The organism is Streptomyces sp. NPDC059009 (assembly GCF_042740175.1).
In the GTDB taxonomy this organism is placed as follows: Bacteria; Actinomycetota; Actinomycetes; order Streptomycetales; family Streptomycetaceae; genus Streptomyces.
In genome coordinates this window covers 225,430-246,965 of the sequence record NZ_JBHYJB010000005.1, presented here as the reverse complement: position 1 = coordinate 246,965, position 21,536 = coordinate 225,430, and the positions used below count along the sequence as shown (strand labels likewise).

The window sequence follows — 21,536 nt, the reverse complement described above, 5'->3', positions numbered from 1 at the left end:
GGGTCAGGGGCGGTCGAGACGGAGTCTGACCGCCCTCGGGAGGCCCGCGACCACCAGGTCGTACGAGTCCTCGACGAGCTCCCGGACCATCGCGTCCGGGAGCTCTCCGTCGACCGTCACCGTGTTCCAGTGGCGCTTGTTCATGTGATAGCCCGGCACGATCTCCGGGTGCGCCTGACGGAGCTGGACCGCGATGTCCGGCTCGCACTTGAGGTTGACGGTGAGGGGGCTGCCGTCCAGGCGCGTCAGGGCGAACAGCTTGCCCGCGACCTTGAAGACGGAGGTCTCCGGGGTGAACGGGAAGTCCTCCACCACGTCGTTGAACGACAGGCAGAACGCGCGCAGTTCATCCGGAGTCATGTCTCCTCAGTCCCCTTTCTCGCCCTTCTCGGCCTCCGCGCCCATCGGCGCGACCGGCTCCACGAGCACCGTCACGATCTTGTTCCGCCGGCCGGCCGCCGACTCCGCGGTGAGCTTCAGCTCCCGCTCGTCCGGCAGCTCCACGACCGCCGACGCGCCCGCGATCGGCACCCGGCCGAGCGCCTTCGCGAGCAGCCCGCCGACCGTCTCCACGTCCTCGTCGTCGAACTCGTCGAGCCCGAAGAGCTCCCCGAGGTCGCCGATGTCGAGCCGGGCCGTCACGCGGTAGCAGCCGTCGGCCAGCTCCTCCACGGGCGGCAGCTCACGGTCGTACTCGTCGGTGATCTCGCCGACGATCTCCTCGAGGATGTCCTCGATGGTGACGATGCCCGCCGTGCCGCCGTACTCGTCGATGACGACGGCGACGTGGTTGCGCTCCTGCTGCATCTCGCGCAGCAGGTCGCCCGCGTTCTTCGTGTCCGGGACGAAGGTGGCGGGGCGCATGGCCGTCGACACCAGCTCGTTCTCCGCCTCGCGGTTGATGTGCGTCTTGCGGGCCAGGTCCTTCAGGTACACGATCCCGACGACGTCGTCCTCGCTCTCGCCCGTGACCGGGATGCGGGAGAAACCGGACCGGAGCGCGAGGGTGAGCGCCTGCCGGATCGTCTTGTAGCGCTCGATGACGATCAAGTCGGTGCGGGGCACCATCACTTCGCGGACGAGGGTGTCGCCCAGCTCGAAGACGGAGTGCACCATGCGGCGCTCCTCGTCCTCGATGAGGGACTCCTGCTCGGCGAGGTCGACCATCGCGCGCAGCTCCGCCTCGGAGGCGAACGGGCCGCGGCGGAAGCCCTTTCCGGGCGTCAGCGCGTTACCGATCAGGATGAGCAGCGGCGGGATGGGGCCCATGATCCGGGCCAGCGGCAGCAGCACGTACGCCGCCGCGGTCGCCGTGTTCAGCGGGTGCTGGCGGCCGATGGTGCGCGGCGAGACGCCCACGGCGACGTACGAGACGAGGACCATCACGCCGATCGCGACGAGCAGCGCCTCCCACGTCTCGTCGAAGTACCGCAGACAGCCGTAGGTGACGAGGGCGGCCGCGGCCATCTCGCAGGCGACGCGGACCAGCAGCGCCACGTTCAGATAGCGGGTCGGGTCGGCGGCGACCTGGGCGAGCTTCGCGCTGCCGCGCCGCCCGGAGCGGACCGCCTCCTCGGCGCGGAAGCTCGACGTCCGGGCGATGCCGGCCTCGGCGCAGGCCGCCAGCCAGGCGACGACGACCAGCGCGATCGCGCCCGCGATGAGTTGGAGACTCATGACGGCACTACGAGACGGTGGGCGCCGGAGAGGGCCCGGTCAGGCCCTGCTCGGCGCGCCACCCGTCGACGATCGCCGCCTGGAGGCCGAACATCTCGGCCTTCTCGTCGGGCTCCTCGTGGTCGTACCCGAGGAGGTGCAGCACGCCATGGACGGTGAGGAGCTGGAGCTCCGTGTCCATGGAGTGCTGCGTGGCGGCCTCCTGGCCCTGCTTCGCGGCGACCTCCGGGCACAGGACGATGTCGCCGAGCAGCCCCTGCGGGGCCTCCGCGGCGTCGTCGTCCCGGCTCGGCGGGCGCAGCTCGTCCATCGGGAAGGACATCACGTCCGTGGGGCCCGGCAGGTCCATCCACTGGACGTGCAGCTGCTCCATGGCGTCGGCGTCCACGACGATCACCGAGAGCTCGGAGAGCGGGTGGATGCGCATCCGCGCGAGTGCGTAGCGGGCGATGTCGAGGATCGCCTGCTCGTCGACCTCGGTTCCGGACTCGTTGTTGACGTCGATCGACATGGCGCTGGCTTGTCTGCTTCCCGTTTATGAACGTTTGTGCCCGCGGCTCTTGTGGGAGCCGTTCTCGGTGCCGTTCTCGCTGTCGTACTTCTCGTACGCGTCGACGATACGGCCGACCAGCTTGTGCCGGACGACATCGTGCGAGGTGAGCCGCGAGAAGTGCACGTCGTCGAGGCCCTCCAGGATGTCCTGGACCTGGCGCAGACCGCTCTTCGTGCCGTTCGGCAGGTCGACCTGCGTCACGTCGCCCGTGATCACGATCTTCGACTCGAAGCCGAGGCGGGTGAGGAACATCTTCATCTGCTCGGGGCTCGTGTTCTGCGCCTCGTCGAGGATGATGAACGCGTCGTTCAGCGTCCGGCCGCGCATGTACGCCAGCGGGGCCACCTCGATCGTCCCTGCCGCCATCAGACGCGGGATCGACTCGGGGTCGAGCATGTCGTGCAGCGCGTCGTAGAGCGGGCGCAGATACGGGTCGATCTTCTCGTAGAGCGTGCCGGGCAGGAAGCCCAGGCGCTCGCCCGCCTCCACCGCGGGGCGGGTCAGGATGATGCGGTTGACCTGCTTCGACTGCAGCGCCTGCACCGCCTTGGCCATGGCCAGATACGTCTTGCCGGTACCGGCGGGGCCGATGCCGAAGACGATGGTGTGCTTGTCGATCGCGTCGACGTAGCGCTTCTGGTTGAGGGTCTTGGGGCGGATGGTGCGGCCGCGGGACGAGAGGATGTTCTGGGTGAGGACCTCGGCGGGGGTCTCGGAGCCGTCCCCCTCGCCGTTCTCGTCCGCCCGGAGCATGGCGATCGAGCGTTCCACTGCGTCCTCCGTCATCGGCTGTCCGGTGCGGAGCACCAGCATCATCTCGTCGAACAGGCGCTGGATCAGGGCGACTTCATGGGCGTCGCCGACCGCGCTGATCTCGTTCCCCCGGACATGGATGTCGGCCGCCGGGAAAGCCTTCTCGATCACACGCAACAGGGCGTCACCGGAGCCCAGGACGGTCACCATGGGGTGTTTCGCTGGGACGGTGAAATGAGCTCGGGCCTGTGTCTGCGCTGTGGGTGTTTGCGTCATGGGCCGCCCGCTAAGGGCCTGCTCAACCTCCTCGGTGCGGGGCTCGCGCCGCTCGACAGCCTTGCACTGCCAAGAGTACGACGGGCCACCGACAACACCGAGGGCTTTTCCGGGCCGCGCTCCGGCCGTCCACGGCCCGGCCCCGCGCGCTTCACACCGCGTCCGGGCCCCGTTCGCCCGTGCGCACCCGGACCACCGTGTCGACCGGGACCGCCCAGACCTTGCCGTCGCCGATCTTGCCCGTGCGGGCGGCCCGCACGACGGCGTCGACGACCGCGTCCAGGTCGTCGTCCTCGATGACCACCTCGATGCGGACCTTGGGCACCAGGTCCACCTGGTACTCGGCGCCGCGGTAGACCTCGGTGTGGCCGCGCTGGCGCCCGTATCCGCTGGCCTCGGTGACGGTGAGGCCGTGGACGCCGAGCTCCTGGAGCGCCGTCTTCACCTCGTCGAGCCGGAAGGGCTTCACGATCGCGGTGACGAGCTTCATGCGGAGTGCTCCTTCTTCAGCGGGCTCTTCGGGGTGCTCTTCAGCGGGGACGGGGAAGAGACGCCGTGATCGTAGGCGGTCTCGGCGTGCGCGGTCTGGTCGAGGCCGGTCAACTCGTCCTCCGGGGACGCCCGGAAGGTCATCAGCCGGTCGATGGCCTTCCCGATCCCGTACGTGACGAGGAACGTGTACGCGGCCACGGCGAGCACCGCCACGGTCTGCCTGCCGAGCTGGCCGAGCCCGCCCCCGTGGAAGAGGCCCTCGGCGCCGCCCTCGCCGGTCATCGTCGCCGTGGCGAACAGGCCGATCAGGAGCGTGCCGACGACGCCGCCAACGAAGTGGACGCCGACCACGTCCAGGGAGTCGTCGTAGCCCAGGCGGAACTTCCAGGCGACGGCGTACGAGCAGACGACGCCGGCCGCGAGGCCCACCGCCGCCGCGCCGACGATGCCCACGATCCCGCACGCCGGGGTGATCGCGACCAGGCCCGCCACCGCACCCGAGGCGGCGCCGAACGTGGTGGGGTGCCCGTCCCTCTTCTGCTCCACGAAGAGCCAGCCGAGCAGGCCGGTGCAGCCCGCGACCAGGGTGTTGAGGAGAGACGCCGCCGCCAGGCCGTTGGCGCCGAGGGCCGAGCCGCCGTTGAAGCCGAGCCAGCCGAACCAGAGCAGGCCCGCGCCGAGCATCACCATGGGCAGGCTGTGCGGGCGCATCGCCTCCTTCTTGAAGCCGAGGCGGGGGCCGAGGACCAGGGCGAGGGCGAGCCCGGACGCGCCCGAGGCGATCTCCACGACCAGGCCGCCCGCGAAGTCGACGGCGCCGAGAGAGTCCGCGATCCAGCCGTCCGGGCCCCACACCCAGTGAGCCACGGGAACGTATACGAGCAGCGTCCACACGGGCACGAAGACCAGCCAGGCCGCGAACCGGGTGCGGTCCGCGATCGCGCCGCTGATCAGGGCCGCCGTGATGATCGCGAAGGTGAGCTGGAAGGTGGTGAAGAGGAGCGTGGGGACGGAGCCCGTGAGGGTGTCCGGGCCGATGCCCGCCATGCCGAGGTGGTCGAGATTGCCGATCAGGCCCGCGAACGCGTCGTCCCCGAAGGCCAGGGAGTAGCCCGCGAGCAGCCACACCACGGTGACCAGGGCGATCGAGACGAACGACATCAGCAGCATGTTCAGGACGCTCTTCGCGCGGACCATGCCGCCGTAGAAGAGGGCCAGGCCCGGGGTCATCAGCAGGACGAGGGCGGTCGCCGCGAGCAGCCAGGCGGTGTCCCCCGTGTCGAGGTGGGGGGCGGCGGCGAGCGGGGTGAGTGGCGCGGGCTCCGTGGGGGGCATGGGGGTCATGGGGGGAGAGCGTCACGCGTCGGTGTTTCGTGCCGTGCACCCCGGTGTTTCCGGGGCGTTTCGTGTTGCCGGGGGGTTTCCGGGGGCTCACGGGGGCGGGTGCGGGCGGGGGCGGGCGCCGTGCGGTGCGGCGTGGCCGTCGGCATCAGGGACAATGGGCGCCATGAGCGTTCGTACCCCGTCTTCTGCCGAGCCGTCCGAGGCCGGACACCGTGCCGGTTTCGCCTGCTTCGTCGGCCGCCCCAACGCGGGCAAGTCCACCCTCACGAACGCTCTGGTGGGCCAGAAGGTGGCCATCACCTCCAACCGGCCGCAGACCACGCGGCACACGGTGCGGGGCATCGTGCACCGGCCCGACGCGCAGCTGATCCTGGTCGACACCCCGGGGCTCCACAAGCCGCGCACGCTGCTCGGCGAGCGGCTGAACGACGTGGTGCGCACGACGTGGGCCGAGGTCGACGTCATCGGCTTCTGCCTGCCGGCGAACGAGAAGCTGGGCCCGGGCGACCGCTTCATCGCCAAGGAGCTCGCCTCCATCAAGAAGACCCCGAAGATCGCCATCGTCACCAAGACGGACCTGGTCGACAGCAAGACCCTCGCCGAGCAGCTCATCGCCATCGACCAGCTCGGCAAGGAGCTCGGCTTCGAGTGGGCCGAGATCGTGCCGGTGTCGGCGGTGGGCGAGAAGCAGGTGGACCTGCTGGCCGACCTCATCGTGCCGCTGCTGCCCGAGGGCCCGACGCTCTACCCGGAGGGCGACCTCACGGACGAGCCCGAGCAGGTCATGGTCGCCGAGCTGATCCGCGAGGCGGCGCTGGAAGGCGTACGGGACGAGCTGCCGCACTCGATCGCGGTCGTCGTCGAGGAGATGCTCCCGCGCGAGGACCGTCCCGCGGACAAGCCGCTGCTCGACATCCACGCCTTCGTCTACATCGAGCGCCCCAGCCAGAAGGGCATCATCATCGGCCCGAAGGGCAAGCGCCTGAAGGACGTCGGCATCAAGTCCCGCAAGCAGATCGAGGCGCTGCTGGGCACGCCGGTCTTCCTCGACCTGCACGTGAAGGTCGCGAAGGACTGGCAGCGGGATCCGCGGCAGCTGCGGAAGCTGGGGTTCTAGCGGGTTCTGGGGCGCCCTGCGTCTTCGGGGCACCCTGCGAGTGGGGCGCCCTTCCCGGGGCTGCGCCCCTGGACCCCCGATCGGCCTGGACGGCCTCGTCCTCAATCGCCGGACGGGCTTATTCGGCCTCCGCTATCAGCGCCGTCGCCACCCGCTCGAAGCCCAGCCTCCCGTACAGCCGTGCCACGTTCTCGTCCCCCGCCGACAGGAACACCGTCTCCACCCCGCTCGCCCGCGCGTGCGCGACCAGGGCCGCCGTCACCGCCGCGCCGAAGCCCCTGCGGCGGGCCGAGGGGAGGGTGCCGATGCCGGCTATCTCGGTGACCGTGTCCACCGGCAGGTGCATGCCGGAGCAGACGACGACGCCGTTCTCGACCGCCGCCGCGAGGACCGTGTGGCCCGCGCGGATGCGGTCCCTCGTCGCGGGGACCGCGCCGTCGTTCATGTGGGCCATGATCTCCGCCGTCAGCTCGGGCGGGCCCGCCGTGCCCACCGCCGTGCCGGGTGTGGCGAAGGCCAGGTGGGGGAGGGCCAGCGCGCCGTGGAGGGCGGGGTCTTCGGGGGTGATGATGCGAACCGAGGGAAGGGTGCGGGGAGTTGGGGCCAAGGGGGGCAGGGCCATCAGCGGGTGGGCGTGGACCGTGAGGCCCGCCGCGACGGCCGATGCCGCCAGGCCGGGGGTGAACTCGCCGATCCACTCGAAGGCTTCGGGCAGGCCGAGTTCGCGCTGCCGCGCCCGTACGCGGGTGATGTCGGCGGGGGTCGCCGCGGGGCCCGTCCGGCCGAGGGCGGGGCGGGCGTAGAGGGGCCAGCCGCCCGACTCCCGTACGAACAGGGTCAGCGGGCCGAAGTCCTCGGCCCGCGCCGCCGTGCGCGGCACCGTGTCGTAGTAGCGCTCCAGGCGGTGCAGGAGGGGTGCGTCCGACGGGGGCGGGGGCGGGGCTGGGGCCGGGGTCGGTGTGGGGGTGGTCATGGGGACATCAAAGCCCGTCGGGCGGGCGGGTACAGACCATTTTTTTGCCCCGTTTCGGGCCGCTTGCGCACCGGGAACCGCTCAGTCCACGCCCCGCACACGGACCACCAGCGCCGCACCCACCAGGCCGATCACCGCCGCCACCAGGTAGAGCACCCGGTAGCCGCCCAGGTACGTCACGATCGGTGCCGCCAGGGCCGGGGCGGCCACCTGGGGAAGGGAGTTGGCGATGTTGATGACGCCCAGGTCCTTGCCGCGGTCCATGGCCTCGGGGAGCACGTCCGTCATCAGGGCGAAGTCCACCGATGTGAAGACGCCGAAGCCGATGCCGAGGATTGCCGCCGCGACGATCGCCCCGGGCCAGGTCTGCCACGTCGCGAGCAGCCCCGTCGCCACCGCCATCAGCGCGCCCGACCAGATCACGAAGGGCTTGCGGCGGCCCGTGCGGTCCGACCAGACCCCGCCCACGACGACCGTCGCGAGCATCGTCAGGCCGTTCACCGCCGTCAGGATCAGCACGCCCTCGTCCGGGTCGGGGCGGTGCAGCCGGTCCCTCAAGTAGTAGAGGAGATAGAGGAGTACGACGGAGTTGCTGACGTTGATGAGGAAGCGGGTCAGCCAGGCCCAGGCGAGGTCGGGGTGGCGGCGCGGGCTCAGCCAGAAGGAGGCGAGGAAGGCGCGGGTGTTCCAGGGCGGGCGGTGGGCGGGGGCGAGGCGGAGGTCCCGGTGGCGGACGACGTACGGGAGCACGCCGGCCACCGTGAAGAGCGCGCACGCCGCGTAGCCCGCCACCGTGCCCCCGGCCGCCGTCGCCAGGCCCGTGCCCGCCACCACGCCCAGGAGCTGCGCCGCGCCCAACCAGCCGCCGACGGAGCCGCGTTGGAGCCGGGGCACCCGGTCCGGGACGGCCGCCGTGACCGCGGCGAACGCGGCGTTCAGGGTCAGCTGGACCAGGCACCAGGCCGCCGCCATCCACCACACCGAGGGGGCGGCGGACAGGAGGAGCAGTGCGGCGGCGCCCGTCGTCGTGCCCGCCACGATCCACGGCGTGCGGCGGCCCCAGCGGGACGTCGTACGGTCGGAGAGGGCGCCGAAGAGCGGGTTGGCGGCGAGCGAGACGACCGCGCCTGCGCCCGTCACCCACGCGAGCACCGTCTCCTTCGAGGTGCCGGACGGGGCCAGGTCCTCCGCCTGGATCGCGAGCAGGATCTGCAGCGGGCCGTACCAGCCCACCCAGATCGCGCCGTTGGCGAGGGAGAGGGTGGTGGTCCAGGCGCGGCCGACCCGGGCGGCCGGCTCGGTCAGCGGGTCGACCTCCGCTGTTCTCATGGGTGTTGGGGCTGCGGGTGGCGGTGGGTCTGGGCCTGGAGCGCTTCGCGCAGCCAGTGGTACGACGCCTTCGGCGTGCGGGTGAGTGTCTCGTAGTCGATGTGGACCAGGCCGAAGCGCTGCTTGTAGCCCTCCGCCCACTCGAAGTTGTCCATGAGCGACCAGACGAAGTAGCCGCGTACGTCCACGCCCGCGGTGACCGCCTCGTGCAGGGCCCGCAGATGGCCGTCGAGGTAGGTGATGCGCTCCTGGTCGTCCACGCCCTCGTAGCTGCAGCCGTTCTCCGTGATCATCAGGGGCGGGAGGCGGTCGCCGTAGCGGGCGCGGAAGGAGAGCAGGAGTTCGGTGAAGGCTTGCGGCACCACCGGCCAGCCGAAGTCCGTGACCGGATAGCCCTCGATCTCCCGTGGGGAGAAGGGGAGTTCAGGGGGGAGCGTGAGGCCGGAGAACTCCGTCGCCGTGCCCTCGGGGAGCGGGGCGCCCACCTTGGTCGGCTGGTAGAAGTTGATTCCGTACCAGTCGATCGGCTCCGCGATGGTCCTCAGATCTGCCGTGAGGTCCGGTGACGGCATCAACTCGCCCGTTCCGTCCGGGTAGTGGCCCAAGAGGATCGGGTCCGCGAACAGGCGGTTGAGGAGCGTGTCGTAGAAGTCCGCCGCCGCGGTGTCCTCGGGGGTGTCCGACGCGGGCCAGGTCGGGCCGTGCGAGTTGGCGATGCCGATGCTCGTCGCGCCCGCGGCGCGCAGGGCGCGGGTTGCCAGGCCGTGGGCGAGGAGCTGGTGGTGGGCGGCCGGGAGCGCGTCGAAGAGGAGCTTCTTGCCGGGGGCGTGCTGGCCCAGGGCGTGGCCCAGCAGGGTGTGTTCCGCGGGCTCGTTGAGGGTGATCCACGTCGATACGCGGTCGGTGAGGCGGTCGGCCACGGTGGTGGCGTACTCCTCGAAGCGGTGCGCCGTGTCGCGGGTCAGCCAGCCGCCCTGCTCCTCGACGGAGAGGGGGGTGTCCCAGTGGTACAGGGTCGGGACCGGGCGGATGCCCGCGGTGAGGAGTTCGTCCACGAGGCGGTCGTAGAAGGCCGTGCCCTCCGCCTGGACGCGGGGCCAGGAGATCGAGAAGCGGTAGGCGTCGACGCCGAGGTCGCGGATGAGGGCGACGTCCTCGCGGTAGCGGTGGTAGTGGTCGCAGGCGGTGGTGGCGTCCGTGCCGTCCTTCACGGTGCCGGGGGTGGCGGTGAAGGCGTCCCAGACGGAGGGGGCGCGGTGGTCCGTCGCTCCCTCTATCTGGTGGGCCGAGGTGGACACGCCCCAGAGGAAGTCCTCGGGGAACCGGGGGAGTGCGCTTGCGGTCATGGGCGGGATCTTGCGTACCCGGCGGGGCGGGAGTCAATGGGGGTGCGCAAGAAAGGTGAACATTTCTCAAGTTTCTTTCCCCGGCCCGCCCCTGAACGCCGGACGGGCCGGGAGACCGCTACGCGCCCTCCTTCAACACCCTGGTGATCAGGCGGCGTTGCTCCTCCGTCAAGCGGGGGTCCGAGCAGTACACCGTCCGGCCGTTCACCGTGATCTGGTAGCTGAAGCCGTCCGGCACTCCGATGGGGGGAGTGCCCCGGCCGGCAGCCAGCGCCTGCTCGGCCAGGGACTCCCAGTCCTGGGCGTCGGCGCGGCCCGAGGTGTCCACCTCGGCGTGCCGCTCGATGCCCGCGAAACCTCCCGTACGCCTCACTTGGATTCGCATGGGCCCTGTCTACCCGTTGGCGGGGACCTTCACCGTCGCCCATGCGTCGATGACGGCTTTCAGCTCGTCGCCGTCGCCGTACCGGGCGCGCGCCGCGGCCACCGTCAGCTTCGCGAAGTCCGTGAAGAGGGCCTGCTTCTGGAGCTGGCCGCCCGACAGGACGTCGTACCAGATCTGTCCGGCCCGCTCCCAGGCGTTCCCGCCGAGCCGCTCGGCGACCAGGTAGAAGGCGCGGTTCGGGATGCCGGAGTTGATGTGCACGCCGCCGTTGTCGCGGCCCGTCGTGACGTAGTGGTCCATGTCGGCGGGCTGCGGGTCCTTGCCGAGCACGTCGTCGTCGTACGCCGTGCCGGGCTCCTTCATGGAGCGCAGCGCCTTGCCGGTGACGCGCGGGGCGAGCAGGCCCGCGCCGATCAGCCAGTCCGCGTCGGCGGCCGTCTGGCCGAGCGTGTACTGCTTGATGAGCGAGCCGAAGACGTCCGACATCGACTCGTTCAGGGCTCCGGGCTGGCCGAAGTAGGTGAGATTCGCGGTGTGCTGCGTGACGCCGTGGGTCAGCTCGTGGCCGATGACGTCCACGGGGATGGTGAAGTCGAGGAAGATCTCGCCGTCGCCGTCGCCGAACACCATCTGCTCGCCGTTCCAGAAGGCGTTGTTGTAGTCCGCGTCGAAGTGGACCGTCGCGTCCAGCGGCATGTTGTTTCCGTCGATGGAGTCGCGCTGGTACGCCTTCAGGTACAGCTCGAAGGTGGCGCCGAGGCCCGCGTAGGCGCGGTTGACCGAGGCGTCCTTGCCGGGCTTGTCGCCCTCGCCGCGGACCTTGCGGCCGGGCAGGTCCGTGTGGTGCCGGGCGTCGTAGATGGTGCGGTGCGGCTTGCCCGCTTCGGCGCCCTTGGGCGCGGCGATCGAGGGGGCGCCGATGACCGTGGTCAGCCGGCGCGCGGTGCGCTGGGAGGCGTCCTGGATCAGGGACTTGCGGGCGGTCTTGGCGACCGTGGGGTCCGCACTCTGGGCGAGAGTGTCGAGGACGTGGGGCGGGATGATCGTGCAGAAGACAGGCTCGAAGCCTGGGCTGGTGGTCATGGCGGCAATGTGGCACTGGGTCATGACTCTGTCACTACCTGCAACCATGATTGATTGGCGGGGAGGGGTGGGCCTCCGGCGGGGCCCTTGGGTCGGGAGTGGGCGGGAAAGCGCAGGTGGGGGGCCGGGTCGGCGGGCAGCCCGGGTGGTGCGTGCGTAGGGGAAATTCACCCCCATGGGGCGGATGCCTGGCTTGCCCGTGGGCCGGGGTGCGGGGAGGAATCGAGGGGTTCATCACCTTTTGCCCGATACCGCCTTCCGGTCCCGCATACTGATACGGGCCCGCGCACAACGCGCGGCTCGGCTAGGCTGCCGCCCATCATGCGATTCGGGCTGCTTCTCCTTAGCTGCCGCGGCGAGGGCCTGTAGTCGAGGCCGACCCCCTCCCCGCGGAGTTCGGTGTTGCGCCACCGTCGGCCGTCCTTCCGGACACTCCCGAGGAGCCCCGCCCCATGCCGAACTTCCAGCGCCCCACCGCCATGCCGGTGCACAAGTACGGGCAGTACGAGCAGGTCGACATCCCCGGCCGCACGTGGCCGGACAACCGGATCACGAAGGCGCCCCGCTGGCTCTCCACGGACCTGCGCGACGGCAATCAGGCGCTGATCGACCCGATGTCCCCCGAGCGCAAGCGCCGCATGTTCGACCAGCTGGTCAAGATGGGCTACAAGGAGATCGAGGTCGGCTTCCCGGCATCGGGGCAGACCGACTTCGACTTCGTACGTTCGATCATCGAGGAGCCGGGCGCCATCCCGGACGACGTCACGATCTCCGTACTGACCCAGGCCCGCGAGGACCTGATCGAGCGCACGGTGGAGTCCCTGCAGGGCGCCAGGCGCGCCACGGTCCACCTGTACAACGCCACCGCCCCGGTCTTCCGCCGCGTCGTCTTCCGCGGCTCGAAGGACGACATCAAGCAGATCGCCGTCGACGGCACCCGCCTGGTGATGGAGTACGCGGAGAAGCTGCTGGGCCCGGAGACCGAGTTCGGCTACCAGTACAGCCCCGAGATCTTCACGGACACCGAGCTGGACTTCGCCCTGGAGGTCTGCGAGGCCGTCATGGACGTCTACCAGCCGGGCCCGGGCCGCGAGATCATCCTCAACCTGCCCGCCACGGTGGAGCGTTCGACGCCGTCCACGCACGCGGACCGCTTCGAGTGGATGTCGCGCAATCTGTCGCGCCGCGAGTACGTCTGCCTGTCCATCCACCCGCACAACGACCGCGGCACCGCCGTCGCCGCCGCCGAGCTGGCCGTCATGGCCGGCGGCGACCGCGTCGAGGGCTGTCTGTTCGGCCAGGGCGAGCGCACCGGCAACGTCGACCTGGTCACCCTGGGCATGAACCTGTTCTCGCAGGGCGTCGACCCGCAGATCGACTTCTCCGACATCGACGAGATCCGTCGCACGTGGGAGTACTGCAACCAGATGGAGGTCCACCCGCGCCACCCGTACGTGGGCGACCTGGTCTACACGTCCTTCTCCGGCTCCCACCAGGACGCCATCAAGAAGGGCTTCGACGCGATGGAGGCCGACGCCGAGGCCAAGGGCGTCACCGTCGACGACATCGAGTGGGCCGTCCCGTACCTGCCGATCGACCCGAAGGACGTGGGCCGCTCGTACGAGGCCGTCATCCGCGTCAACTCGCAGTCCGGCAAGGGCGGCATCGCCTACGTCCTGAAGAACGACCACAAGCTGGACCTGCCGCGCCGCATGCAGGTCGAGTTCTCCAAGGTCATCCAGGCCAAGACGGACGCCGAGGGCGGCGAGGTCACGCCGAAGGACATCTGGAGCGTCTTCCAGGACGAGTACCTGCCCAACCCGGAGAACCCCTGGGGCCGCATCCAGGTCAAGAACGGCCAGACCACGACCGACACGGACGGCGTCGACATCCTCACCGTCGAGGCCGCCCTGGACGGCGCCGACACCGTCCTGACCGGCACCGGCAACGGCCCGATCTCCGCCTTCTTCGACGCCCTGCAGTCCATCGGCATCGATGTGCGCCTGCTGGACTACCAGGAGCACACGATGAGCGAGGGCGCCTCCGCGCAGGCCGCCTCGTACATCGAGTGCGCCATCGGCGACAAGGTCCTGTGGGGCATCGGCATCGACGCGAATACGACACGCGCCTCCCTGAAGGCCGTCGTGTCCGCGGTGAACCGCGCCGCGCGTTAAGGCAGTTCAGGACGGAGGACCCCGGCCCCGACCGCGTCGACCGCGGCCGGGGCCGCGGTCTGTCCAGGCAGTCAACCGGCCATCTCTCGTACGGAGTGCTGACGGCGCCTCAATGATGTGGCTAACATCACGCCAGCGCGGCAGCGTTGCCGCGGGCTTACGGAGGTGCGTGGTGCTGCCAGATCGGGGACGAAACGGTCGGAAATCGCGTATCTTCGGCGGGCGTTCGCGCCGCTCGGCGCGCGTCATCGGAGTGCGGACCTCGTGGACGACCGTGGGCGACGGGGAGTTCTTCTGCCCCGGCTGCGGAGGTGACCGCAACTATCAGCGGCGCACCGGAAAGCGCCGCTTCGTGCTCCTCGGGCTGCCCGTCCTCCCACGCGGGGCCGCCGGGCCCGTCGTCGAATGCGCCGCCTGCCAGGACCAGTTCGGCACGGACGTCCTCGACCACCCCACGACCACGCGGCTGTCCGCGATGCTCCGCGACGCCGTGCACACCGTGGTCCTGTCCGTCCTCGCGGCGGGCGGCACGGGGGCGCGCGCCACCCTCGACCTGGCCATCGGCGCGCTGTGCGGGGCGGGCTTCGACGACTGCTCGGAGGAGCAGCTCATCTCCCTCGTCGCCGGACTCGAGGCCGACACGGGGCGCGTCGCTCCCGCCGAGGGCGGGAGTGTGGGGCTCGCCATCGAACTCCACGAGGCGCTCGGGCCGCTGGCGCCTCACCTCGCCCCCGCGGGGCGGGAGGCCGTGCTGCTCACGGGGGCCCGTGTCGCTCTTGCGGACGGGCCCTATACGCCCGCCGAGCGGGAGGTGCTCGGGACGGCCGGGGCCGCGTTGATGCTGTCGGTGGATGACGTGTCGCAGTTGCTTGCCGCCGCTCGGACCACGCCGTCGTAGTCCCCTCGTGGGCGGGGTGCCCTTCCCGGGGCTTCGCCCCTGGACCCCCGATCGGCCTGAACGGCCTCGTCCTCAAGCGCCGGACGGGCTGCCAACGCCTACTCCCCGGGGAGTAGGCGGCCCGCCTCGCCTCTCCCCGTCGTAACCCCCAACTCGCCCTCTCGCCCGACGAGACCGCCCGATCGCGGCGGGACTCTGGATCGCGTACTCAACGACTCCAGAATCCGTCACGACAGGGAGGCCCTCCGATGGGGACCACCGCCAAGCGGCGACGCGCCGTGCCCTGGACGCTGCTCGCGCTGTGGGTAGCCGTTCTCGCCCTCGCGGGGCCGTTCGCCGGGAAGCTCGGGGATGTGCAGCACGACCGGGCCGTCGACTATCTGCCCGCGAACGCCGACTCCACGCAGGTCGCGAAGATCCAGGAGGCCCTGCCGGGCGGGGAGACCACCGAGCTCGTGCTCGTCTACCACCGGGACGGGGGCCTCACCGCCGCCGACAAGGCCACCGCCGGGCGCCAAGTCGACCGCATCGGCGGGGACTTCGACCTCGTCACCGCGCCCAGGGCCGTGCCCTCCAAGGACGGCACCACCCTCATGTACCCGGTCGCCAGCACCAAGCCCGGCACGGACGAGAAGCTGCGCGACGAGTTCGTGAACGGTGTGCGGGACATCGCCGAGAGCGGCGACGGGCTGCAGGTCGAGGTGGGTGGGCCCGGGGGGCTCGCCACCGATGCCGCCGAGGTGTACAACGCGCTCGGCGGGCCGCTGCTCTACACCACCGTCGCCGTCGTCGCGATCCTGCTGATCCTCATCTACCGGAGCCCCTTCCTGTGGCTGGTGCCGCTCGTCGTCGCGGGCATCGCCGACTTCCTGTCGATGGGCGTCGCCTACGGGCTCAACCAGGCGTTCGGGACCACCGTCAGCGGGCAGAGCTCCGGCGTGATGACGATCCTCGTCTTCGGGGCCGGGACCGACTACGCGCTGCTGCTCGTCTCCCGGTACCGGGAGGAGCTGCGGCGGGTCGAGCGTCCCTATGACGCCATGGTCGCCGCGCTGCGGGGCTGTGGGCCCGCCGTCGTCGCCTCCTCGCTCACCGTCGCGGCCGGGCTGTTCGTGCTGCTCGCCGCCGACCTCAACAGCAGCCGGGGGATGGGGCCGTTGGGGGCCGTCGGGGTGCTGTGTGCGCTCGTCGCCATGCTGACCCTGCTGCCCGCCGTGCTCGTGCTGCTCGGGCGGCGGGTGTTCTGGCCGCTGGTGCCCGCCTTCGGGAGCGAGCCGAAGACGAAGCGGCGCAGCCTCTTCGCGGCGATGGGCGGTTCGGCGGGGCGCAGGCCCGGTGCCGTGCTCCTGGGCGGGGCCGTGCTGCTCGGGGCGCTCGCGCTCGGTGTGCTCAATCTGCCGGGCGGACTCAAGCAGGAGGACTCCTTCACCAGCAAGCCCGACGCGATCGCCGCGATGGAGCAGCTCGCCGACGCCTTCCCCGAGCAGGGGACCCAGCCCATCACCGTCCTCGCCCCAACCGGCACCGCCGATGCGGTACTTGGGGACGTACGGGAGGTGCGGGGGGTCGTCGGGGCCGAGCGCGGGCGCAGTGGCGGGGGCTGGACCGAGATCAGCGTCGTCGCCAAGAGCGCGCCGCAGTCCGCCGCCGAGACGCGCACCATCGAGGACCTGCGGGACCGGCTCGACGGACAGGACTCCCTCGTCGGCGGGCCCAGCGCCGAGCAGCTCGACCTCAAGGACACCAACGCCCGGGACCGGACCGTCGTCGTGCCGCTCGTCCTCGCGGCCATCCTGCTCATCCTGATCGCGCTGCTGCGCAGCCTCGTCGCCCCCGTCCTGCTGCTCGTCGCCGTGATCGCGGTGTGGGGGGCCTCGCTCGGCATCGGCGGGCTCGTCTTCGGGCCGCTGTTCGGCTTCGACGGGACGGACCCGGGGCTCGGGCTGCTCTCCTTCGTCTTCCTCGTCGCGCTCGGCGTCGACTACGGGATCTTCCTGATGCACCGGATGCGCGAGGAGTCGCTCGCGGGCGCCGAACCGGAGGCCGCCGCCCTCACGGCGCTGCGGACGACGGGCTCCGTGATCGCCTCGGCGGGGCTCGTGCTCGCCGCGACCTTCGGGGTGCTCATCAACATGCCGCTGGTGCAGATGGTCGAGCTGGGCTTCGTGATCGCGGTCGGGGTGCTCCTGGACACCTTCCTCGTCCGTACGTACCTGGTGACCTCGGCGAGCCTGCTGCTCGGCCGGAAGGTGTGGTGGCCGGGGCCGCTGTCGAAGGCGCCCCGTCCGCCGGAGCCGACCGAGCGGGAGCCGGAGCTCGCCCGCGCACCCTGATGACCGTGACGGCCGTGACGGCCGTGACGGCCGATGTACAGCGCTTGGCGCCCCTCCCTGCCGGAGGGGCGCCTTCCTGCCCCAAGATGAACCGGTGGACCTCATGCGTATCGCCCTGCCCCGCCTGCTCGGACCGCCCGGCCCCCGTGACGTACGGGCGAGCGCGGCCCGCACGCTGCGCGTCGACGCGCTGCTCGCCCTGGCCTGCGCGGCCTGCGCCGTGTTCATCGGCCTGCGGGGCGGCGGGGGCGACAGCCGGGCGCCCGACGCGCTCGGCTGGACCCTGCTCCTCGCCCTCCATATGCCGCTGGCCTTCCGACGCCGCGCACCCCTCGGCGCCTTCCTCTGCCTGGCCGCCTGCGTCGCGCCGTACCACGCGCTGAACTACAACCACAACGCACCGATGGCGGCTTCGATGCTCGCCCTCTTCACGGTGGCCATGTCGGGGCGGACGCTGCGCACCGTCGTGGTCGGGGCTGGAGTCATCGGCGTGATGCTCGGCGTGAAGTTCGGGCAGGGCATCGCCGAGGGCCGGGAGGCGCTGCGCATCACCGGCTGGATCGTGTCGTTCCTGATCCTCGGCGTGTACGTGCGCGTGCACCGGCAGTACGTGGCGTCGGTCGTCGAGCGGGCCGAGCGGGCCGAGCGGACGCGGGAGGAGGAGGCCAGGCGGCGGGTCGCGGAGGAGCGGCTGCGGGTGGCCCGCGATCTGCACGACCTGCTCGCGCACAGCATCACGCTCGTCGGCGTGCAGACGTCGGTCGCCGCACACGTCCTGGCCGCCGACCCGGACCGGCTCGACCGGGCGGCCGTCGCCAAGGCGCTGGAGGACATCTCGGAGACCTGCCGCACGGCGCGCGGCGAACTCCGCGCCACGCTGGAGGTGTTGAGGTCGGGCACGGACGGCGACGTGCACGGCGGTGCGGTCGCCGCCGACGAGTCGCGCGGGCCCCTTCCCGGCCTCGACGGCATAGCCGACCTCGCGGAGTCGGCGCGCACGGCGGGCGCCGCAGTGGAGGTCGACGTGCAGGAGTGCGCGACGCCGCCCGCCGTGGGCGTCGCCGCCTACCGCATCGTGCAGGAGGCCCTCACCAACGCCGTGCGGCACGCGGGCGGACCCGGGCTCACCATCCGCGTCGGCCTGCGCACCGAGCACGCGGCCGCGGGCGCGGAGGGTGCGGGGGCCGAGGGGGGTGTGCTGCGGGTCACGGTCTCCGACGACGGGCGCATGGTCCAGGACCCGTCCCACACGCCCGGGTTCGGGCTGCTCGGGATGCGGGAGCGGGCCCGCAGCGTGGGCGGGACCCTGGAGGCGGGGCCGCGCGAGGAGGGCGGTTTCATGGTGTCGGCGGTGCTGCCGCTCGTGGCCGCGGGGGCCGCCGTCGCAGCCGCCGGTCCTGGAGGAGCCGCATGACGATCCGTGTACTGCTCGCCGACGACCAGACCCTTGTGCGGGCGTCGTTCGCCATGCTCGTCGAGTCCGCGCCCGACATGGAGGTGGTCGCACAGGCGGGCACGGGCCGGGAGGCGCTGGAGCTGGCCCGGACCGAGCGGGCCGACCTGATCGTGATGGACATCCGCATGCCGGACCTCGACGGGATCGAGGCGACGCGGCTGCTCGCCGCGGACGAGGACCTGGCGGGTGTGAAGGTGCTGATCCTGACGACGTACGACACGGACGAGCACGTGGTGGAGGGGCTGCGGGCCGGGGCCTCCGGCTTCCTCGTGAAGGACATCAGGCCCGCCGAACTCCTCGACGCGATCCGCACGGTGGCGGCGGGCGAGTCCCTGCTCTCGCCGGGCCCGACCTCACGCCTGATCGCCCGGGTGCTGCGCTCTCCCGACCCGGAGGCGGCCGCGTCGCTCGTGGGCGGCCCCGAGGGGCTCTCCGAGCGGGAACGGCAGGTGTTGATGCTGGTGGGACGCGGCCTCAACAACACGGAGATCGCCGACCAGTTGGGCCTCTCCCCGCTGACTTCCAAGACCCATGTGAGCCGCATCATGGGCAAACTGGGCGCCCGTGACCGCGCCCAACTCGTCATTGCCGCCTACGAGTCGGGGCTGGTGCGGGCGGGTCAGGCTTGAGGGGGGCAGGGGTCAGGTGCGGTACCGGGGAAACGTCGCGGTGTCGAGCGTCCAGGTCCCGACCTGGGCGGCGTCGCCGAACTTGTAGCGTGCCGGGGTGTCGCGATAGGCGGGTTCGCCGCTGACCGTGTCGATGCCGGAATAGACGGTGAGGGTGCCGTCGCGGGGGTCGATGATCACGTACACCGGGACGCCCATGCGTGGGTAGTCGCGGAGCTTGGTGATGTGGTCGTTGGCCGGGTTGGAGGGGGAGACGACCTCGAAGGCGACGGAGACGTTGGGGGCGTACGCGGCGAACTCCTCGTCCTCCTCGCTCTCGTATGCCTCCTGCGTCATGACGGCCAGATCGGCCGTGCGGCACAGGCCCAGGCCCGGATGGTGGACGCGGGTCTCGGCGAAGGTCAGGGCGTCCTCGTCCTGTTCCTCGATCTGCCGGACGAGCATGCTGACGATCCGGCCGTGCTTCTTGGAGGGGGACATCATGTGGACGGTGATCTCCTGGTTCGCAATGTCTGCCCGTGCCCGCTCGCCGCGGTTCTCCGCCTCGGCCTCGAAGGCTTCGGCGAGCTCCATGAGCTGCTGATACGTGACCGTCGGCTTGCTCGGCTCCACCGGCTGCGCACTCATCGGGCTACTCCTCGCTCGGGCATGACGGAGATGCTCTCCCACGGTAACGCCGCTCGCTGTCATCCCCGGCAGTCTGACCGGACGTGCCCGCGAGGCGGGTCGTATCGCGTGCGACCCACCTTTTCGGGTTACAGCAGCCCCGCCCCCGCCAGGAACTTCCCCACCCGCTCGACCTCCGCCGCCGACAACGGCACCTGGGGCTCCGCCGTGACGGGGCAGGCGATCACGCCCCGCAGATGCAGCGCCGCCTTGAACGCGCCGAGGGCCGAGGACGAGCCGCCCATCCGCGCAGGGTCGCCCACCCGCACCATCCCGAACAGGCGGCACAGGCGCTCCTGTTCCGCCCGCGCGCGCTCCCGGTCGCCCGCGCGGCAGGCCCGGTACAGGCGCACGTAGCCCTCGGGGTCGACGTTGCCGAGGCCGGGGACCACGCCGTCCGCGCCCATCGCGAGGGCCGAGTCCACCGTCAGCTCCGAGCCCGTCAGGACGCTGAAGCCGGGCAGCGCACGGGAGTTGACGAGGACCTCGCGGAAGGAGCCCTCGTCGCCGCTGGAGTCCTTGAGGCCGGTGATCACGCCGTCGCGGGCGAGGGTCAGCACCAGGTCGGGGGAGAGTTTGAGGGGGACGGACGTCGGTTGGTCGTAGGCGAAGACCGGTGTCGTCGCCCGCTCGGCGAGCAGCCGGAAGTGGCGCTCGATCTCCGCCGGGTGCGTGCGCGTGTAGAAGGGGGCCGTCGCGACCACCGCGTCCGCGCCCGCCGCCGTGACCGCCCGTACGTGGTCCAGGACCCGGGGCGTCGTCATGTCGATCACGCCTGCCAGGACCGGGAGTTGGCCCGCCACATGGCCGGTCACCGTCTCCACCACCGTCCTGCGGTGGGCGTCCGTGAGGTACGCCGCCTCCGAGGAGGAGCCGAGTACGAACAGGGCGTCCACCCCGGCGGTGACGAGGTGGTCGGTGAGGGATGTCAGTGATGCCGTGTCCACCTCGCCTTCCGGTGTCAGGGGGGTGCAGACGGGTGGAATGACACCGGTCAGGGGGGTGGGAAGGGTCATCAAGGCTCCCTGGGTGGTGAATCGGCCGTGGCGGCGGCCTGCGTGACGAGGTCGTGGGTCGACTGGCCGTCGCCCACGGGGTGGTGACAGCGGAACGAGTGGGTGGGGCCGGAAGGTTCGGGGTCCGGCATCGCGGTGGCGCAGACGTCGTCCGCCTTCCAGCAGCGGGTGCGGAACGGGCAGCCGGTGGGCGGGTGCGTCGCGGACGGGACCGGGCCGATCAGGGGGATCGGGTCGATGGGGTCGAGGAGGCCGGGGGTCGCGGAGAACAGGGCCCGGGTGTAGGGGTGGCGGGCGCGGTCCAGGATCTCCGCCGCCGGGGACTCCTCCACGATGCGGCCCAGGTACATGGTGATCACGCGGTCGCTCATCCGCCGCACCGTCTGGATGTCGTGGGACACGAAGACCAGCGCGAGCCCGAGGCGCTCCTTCAGGTCGAGGAGGAGGTTGAGGATCTGGGCGCGGACCGACACGTCGAGCGCGCTCGTCGGCTCGTCCGCCACCACCAGGGACGGCTCCAGGGCGAGCGCGCGGGCGATCGCCACACGCTGGCGCTGGCCGCCCGAGAGCTGGCCGGGCAGCCCGTCGGCGAGGGCCTTGGGGAGTCCGACCAAGGACATCAACTCACGCACTCGGGCGTCGCGTTGGGGGCCTTTGCCGTGGTGGTGGACGTCCAGCGGGTCGCGGAGGATCTGGTGCACCGTGAGCCTGCGGTTCAGGGCCGTCGAGGGGTCCTGGAAGATCATGCCGGTGTTGCGGCCGACCGTCTCGCGGCGCTGCGCCGGCGTCATCGTCCACAGGTCCTGGCCCCGGAACGCCACCGTGCCCGCCGACGGGGGCTGGATCCCCACGAGGACCCTCGCGAGGGTCGACTTGCCGCAGCCCGACTCGCCCACGACGCCGACCGTCTCGCCGGGCGCGATGGTGAGGTCGGCGCCGGTCAGGGCGTACACGCGGTCCCGGGAGAAGAGGCCGCCGGTGCGGGCCTTGTGCACCACGTGCGCGTCGTTCAACTCGATGAGGGGAGCGGTCACTT

General features: G+C 71.3%; 20 protein-coding genes. 6 read left to right on the top strand and 14 right to left on the bottom strand.

The window, feature by feature from the left end:
• Positions 1-3 precede the first annotated feature (3 nt).
• The 6 genes from ACFWYM_RS07510 to ACFWYM_RS07485 all read right to left on the bottom strand — a co-directional run bounded on the left by ACFWYM_RS07510 (position 4) and on the right by ACFWYM_RS07485 (position 5,095).
• Positions 4-360: an MmcQ/YjbR family DNA-binding protein gene (locus tag ACFWYM_RS07510; protein WP_384831418.1), complete on the bottom strand. Its 357-nt coding sequence runs from the start codon at positions 358-360 to the stop codon at positions 4-6.
• Between the two features lie 6 nt (positions 361-366).
• On the bottom strand, positions 367-1,677 hold the full coding sequence (locus ACFWYM_RS07505) for a hemolysin family protein (protein WP_384831415.1): 1,311 nt from the start codon (positions 1,675-1,677) through the stop codon (positions 367-369).
• A gap of 7 nt (positions 1,678-1,684) precedes the next feature.
• Positions 1,685-2,188 carry an rRNA maturation RNase YbeY gene (gene ybeY, locus ACFWYM_RS07500; RefSeq protein WP_384831412.1) on the bottom strand — a complete coding sequence of 168 codons (504 nt, stop codon included), beginning with the start codon at positions 2,186-2,188 and terminating at the stop codon, positions 1,685-1,687.
• Between the two features lie 24 nt (positions 2,189-2,212).
• Positions 2,213-3,259, bottom strand: a complete 1,047-nt coding sequence (locus ACFWYM_RS07495) for a PhoH family protein (protein WP_384831409.1) — start codon at positions 3,257-3,259, stop codon at positions 2,213-2,215.
• A gap of 151 nt (positions 3,260-3,410) precedes the next feature.
• Positions 3,411-3,749: a P-II family nitrogen regulator gene (locus ACFWYM_RS07490; RefSeq protein WP_384831406.1), complete on the bottom strand. Its 339-nt coding sequence runs from the start codon at positions 3,747-3,749 to the stop codon at positions 3,411-3,413.
• On the bottom strand, positions 3,746-5,095 hold the full coding sequence (locus tag ACFWYM_RS07485; RefSeq protein ID WP_384831403.1) for an ammonium transporter: 1,350 nt from the start codon (positions 5,093-5,095) through the stop codon (positions 3,746-3,748). Before ACFWYM_RS07485 ends, ACFWYM_RS07490 begins: the two co-directional genes overlap by 4 nt.
• A gap of 154 nt (positions 5,096-5,249) precedes the next feature.
• Between ACFWYM_RS07485 and era the strand changes: the two genes are divergently transcribed.
• A complete protein-coding gene (gene era / locus ACFWYM_RS07480) occupies positions 5,250-6,212 on the top strand; it encodes a GTPase Era (RefSeq protein WP_384831401.1) in 963 nt (320 codons plus the stop codon).
• 118 nt (positions 6,213-6,330) lie between these two features.
• Here era and ACFWYM_RS07475 read toward each other — a convergent pair whose 3' ends face one another.
• From ACFWYM_RS07475 to ACFWYM_RS07455, 5 genes are all read right to left on the bottom strand, one after another.
• On the bottom strand, positions 6,331-7,185 hold the full coding sequence (locus ACFWYM_RS07475) for a GNAT family N-acetyltransferase (protein WP_384831398.1): 855 nt from the start codon (positions 7,183-7,185) through the stop codon (positions 6,331-6,333).
• A gap of 81 nt (positions 7,186-7,266) precedes the next feature.
• Positions 7,267-8,514 carry an MFS transporter gene (locus ACFWYM_RS07470; RefSeq protein WP_384831395.1) on the bottom strand — a complete coding sequence of 416 codons (1,248 nt, stop codon included), beginning with the start codon at positions 8,512-8,514 and terminating at the stop codon, positions 7,267-7,269.
• Complete coding sequence (locus ACFWYM_RS07465; protein WP_384831392.1) at positions 8,511-9,860, bottom strand: GH1 family beta-glucosidase; 1,350 nt, start codon at positions 9,858-9,860, stop codon at positions 8,511-8,513. The genes ACFWYM_RS07470 and ACFWYM_RS07465 overlap by 4 nt, the downstream gene beginning before the upstream one ends.
• A 118-nt stretch (positions 9,861-9,978) precedes the next feature.
• Positions 9,979-10,245, bottom strand: a complete 267-nt coding sequence (locus ACFWYM_RS07460) for a protealysin inhibitor emfourin (RefSeq protein ID WP_384831389.1) — start codon at positions 10,243-10,245, stop codon at positions 9,979-9,981.
• 9 nt (positions 10,246-10,254) lie between these two features.
• Positions 10,255-11,328, bottom strand: a complete 1,074-nt coding sequence (locus ACFWYM_RS07455; RefSeq protein WP_384831386.1) for a M4 family metallopeptidase — start codon at positions 11,326-11,328, stop codon at positions 10,255-10,257.
• Between the two features lie 452 nt (positions 11,329-11,780).
• On the opposite strand from ACFWYM_RS07455, the gene leuA reads away from it, so the two are divergent.
• The 5 genes from leuA (at position 11,781) to ACFWYM_RS07430 (ending at position 18,818) form a co-directional block, all read left to right on the top strand.
• Complete coding sequence (leuA, locus tag ACFWYM_RS07450) at positions 11,781-13,502, top strand: 2-isopropylmalate synthase (RefSeq protein ID WP_384831383.1); 1,722 nt, start codon at positions 11,781-11,783, stop codon at positions 13,500-13,502.
• A 172-nt stretch (positions 13,503-13,674) separates the two neighbouring features.
• Positions 13,675-14,400: a TerB family tellurite resistance protein gene (locus ACFWYM_RS07445; RefSeq protein WP_384831380.1), complete on the top strand. Its 726-nt coding sequence runs from the start codon at positions 13,675-13,677 to the stop codon at positions 14,398-14,400.
• Between the two features lie 248 nt (positions 14,401-14,648).
• Positions 14,649-16,733 (top strand): MMPL family transporter, encoded by a 2,085-nt coding sequence (locus ACFWYM_RS07440; protein ID WP_384831377.1) that lies wholly within the window; start codon positions 14,649-14,651, stop codon positions 16,731-16,733.
• Between the two features lie 103 nt (positions 16,734-16,836).
• The gene (locus ACFWYM_RS07435; RefSeq protein WP_384831513.1) at positions 16,837-18,147 is read left to right on the top strand and encodes a sensor histidine kinase; all 1,311 of its coding nucleotides are present in this window, start codon (positions 16,837-16,839) and stop codon (positions 18,145-18,147) included.
• A complete protein-coding gene (locus ACFWYM_RS07430) occupies positions 18,144-18,818 on the top strand; it encodes a response regulator (protein ID WP_384831374.1) in 675 nt (224 codons plus the stop codon). Before ACFWYM_RS07435 ends, ACFWYM_RS07430 begins: the two co-directional genes overlap by 4 nt.
• 12 nt (positions 18,819-18,830) lie before the next feature.
• Here ACFWYM_RS07430 and ACFWYM_RS07425 read toward each other — a convergent pair whose 3' ends face one another.
• The 3 genes from ACFWYM_RS07425 to ACFWYM_RS07415 all read right to left on the bottom strand — a co-directional run bounded on the left by ACFWYM_RS07425 (position 18,831) and on the right by ACFWYM_RS07415 (position 21,534).
• Positions 18,831-19,445, bottom strand: a complete 615-nt coding sequence (locus ACFWYM_RS07425) for a Uma2 family endonuclease (protein WP_384831371.1) — start codon at positions 19,443-19,445, stop codon at positions 18,831-18,833.
• A 128-nt stretch (positions 19,446-19,573) separates the two neighbouring features.
• Positions 19,574-20,500, bottom strand: coding sequence for a dihydrodipicolinate synthase family protein (locus ACFWYM_RS07420; protein WP_384831368.1), 927 nt, complete (start codon positions 20,498-20,500; stop codon positions 19,574-19,576).
• Positions 20,500-21,534, bottom strand: a complete 1,035-nt coding sequence (locus ACFWYM_RS07415; protein ID WP_384831366.1) for an oligopeptide/dipeptide ABC transporter ATP-binding protein — start codon at positions 21,532-21,534, stop codon at positions 20,500-20,502. Before ACFWYM_RS07415 ends, ACFWYM_RS07420 begins: the two co-directional genes overlap by 1 nt.
• Positions 21,535-21,536: the final 2 nt, after the last annotated feature.

Bases quoted from the DNA above. Each gene is read 5' to 3' on its own strand.
- ACFWYM_RS07460 (WP_384831389.1), bottom strand. From the start codon at position 10,245: ATGCGAATCCAAGTGAGGCGTACGGGAGGTTTCGCGGGCATCGAGCGG.
- ACFWYM_RS07505 (WP_384831415.1), bottom strand. From the start codon at position 1,677: ATGAGTCTCCAACTCATCGCGGGCGCGATCGCGCTGGTCGTCGTCGCC.
- ACFWYM_RS07470 (WP_384831395.1), bottom strand. From the start codon at position 8,514: ATGAGAACAGCGGAGGTCGACCCGCTGACCGAGCCGGCCGCCCGGGTC.
- ACFWYM_RS07510 (WP_384831418.1), bottom strand. From the start codon at position 360: ATGACTCCGGATGAACTGCGCGCGTTCTGCCTGTCGTTCAACGACGTG.
- ACFWYM_RS07490 (WP_384831406.1), bottom strand. From the start codon at position 3,749: ATGAAGCTCGTCACCGCGATCGTGAAGCCCTTCCGGCTCGACGAGGTG.
- ACFWYM_RS07485 (WP_384831403.1), bottom strand. From the start codon at position 5,095: ATGACCCCCATGCCCCCCACGGAGCCCGCGCCACTCACCCCGCTCGCC.
- ACFWYM_RS07425 (WP_384831371.1), bottom strand. From the start codon at position 19,445: ATGAGTGCGCAGCCGGTGGAGCCGAGCAAGCCGACGGTCACGTATCAG.
- ACFWYM_RS07440 (WP_384831377.1), top strand. From the start codon at position 14,649: ATGGGGACCACCGCCAAGCGGCGACGCGCCGTGCCCTGGACGCTGCTC.
- era (WP_384831401.1), top strand. From the start codon at position 5,250: ATGGGCGCCATGAGCGTTCGTACCCCGTCTTCTGCCGAGCCGTCCGAG.
- leuA (WP_384831383.1), top strand. From the start codon at position 11,781: ATGCCGAACTTCCAGCGCCCCACCGCCATGCCGGTGCACAAGTACGGG.
- ACFWYM_RS07495 (WP_384831409.1), bottom strand. From the start codon at position 3,259: ATGACGCAAACACCCACAGCGCAGACACAGGCCCGAGCTCATTTCACC.
- ACFWYM_RS07465 (WP_384831392.1), bottom strand. From the start codon at position 9,860: ATGACCGCAAGCGCACTCCCCCGGTTCCCCGAGGACTTCCTCTGGGGC.
- ACFWYM_RS07475 (WP_384831398.1), bottom strand. From the start codon at position 7,185: ATGACCACCCCCACACCGACCCCGGCCCCAGCCCCGCCCCCGCCCCCG.
- ACFWYM_RS07455 (WP_384831386.1), bottom strand. From the start codon at position 11,328: ATGACCACCAGCCCAGGCTTCGAGCCTGTCTTCTGCACGATCATCCCG.
- ACFWYM_RS07420 (WP_384831368.1), bottom strand. From the start codon at position 20,500: ATGACCCTTCCCACCCCCCTGACCGGTGTCATTCCACCCGTCTGCACC.
- ACFWYM_RS07430 (WP_384831374.1), top strand. From the start codon at position 18,144: ATGACGATCCGTGTACTGCTCGCCGACGACCAGACCCTTGTGCGGGCG.
- ACFWYM_RS07435 (WP_384831513.1), top strand. From the start codon at position 16,837: ATGCGTATCGCCCTGCCCCGCCTGCTCGGACCGCCCGGCCCCCGTGAC.
- ybeY (WP_384831412.1), bottom strand. From the start codon at position 2,188: ATGTCGATCGACGTCAACAACGAGTCCGGAACCGAGGTCGACGAGCAG.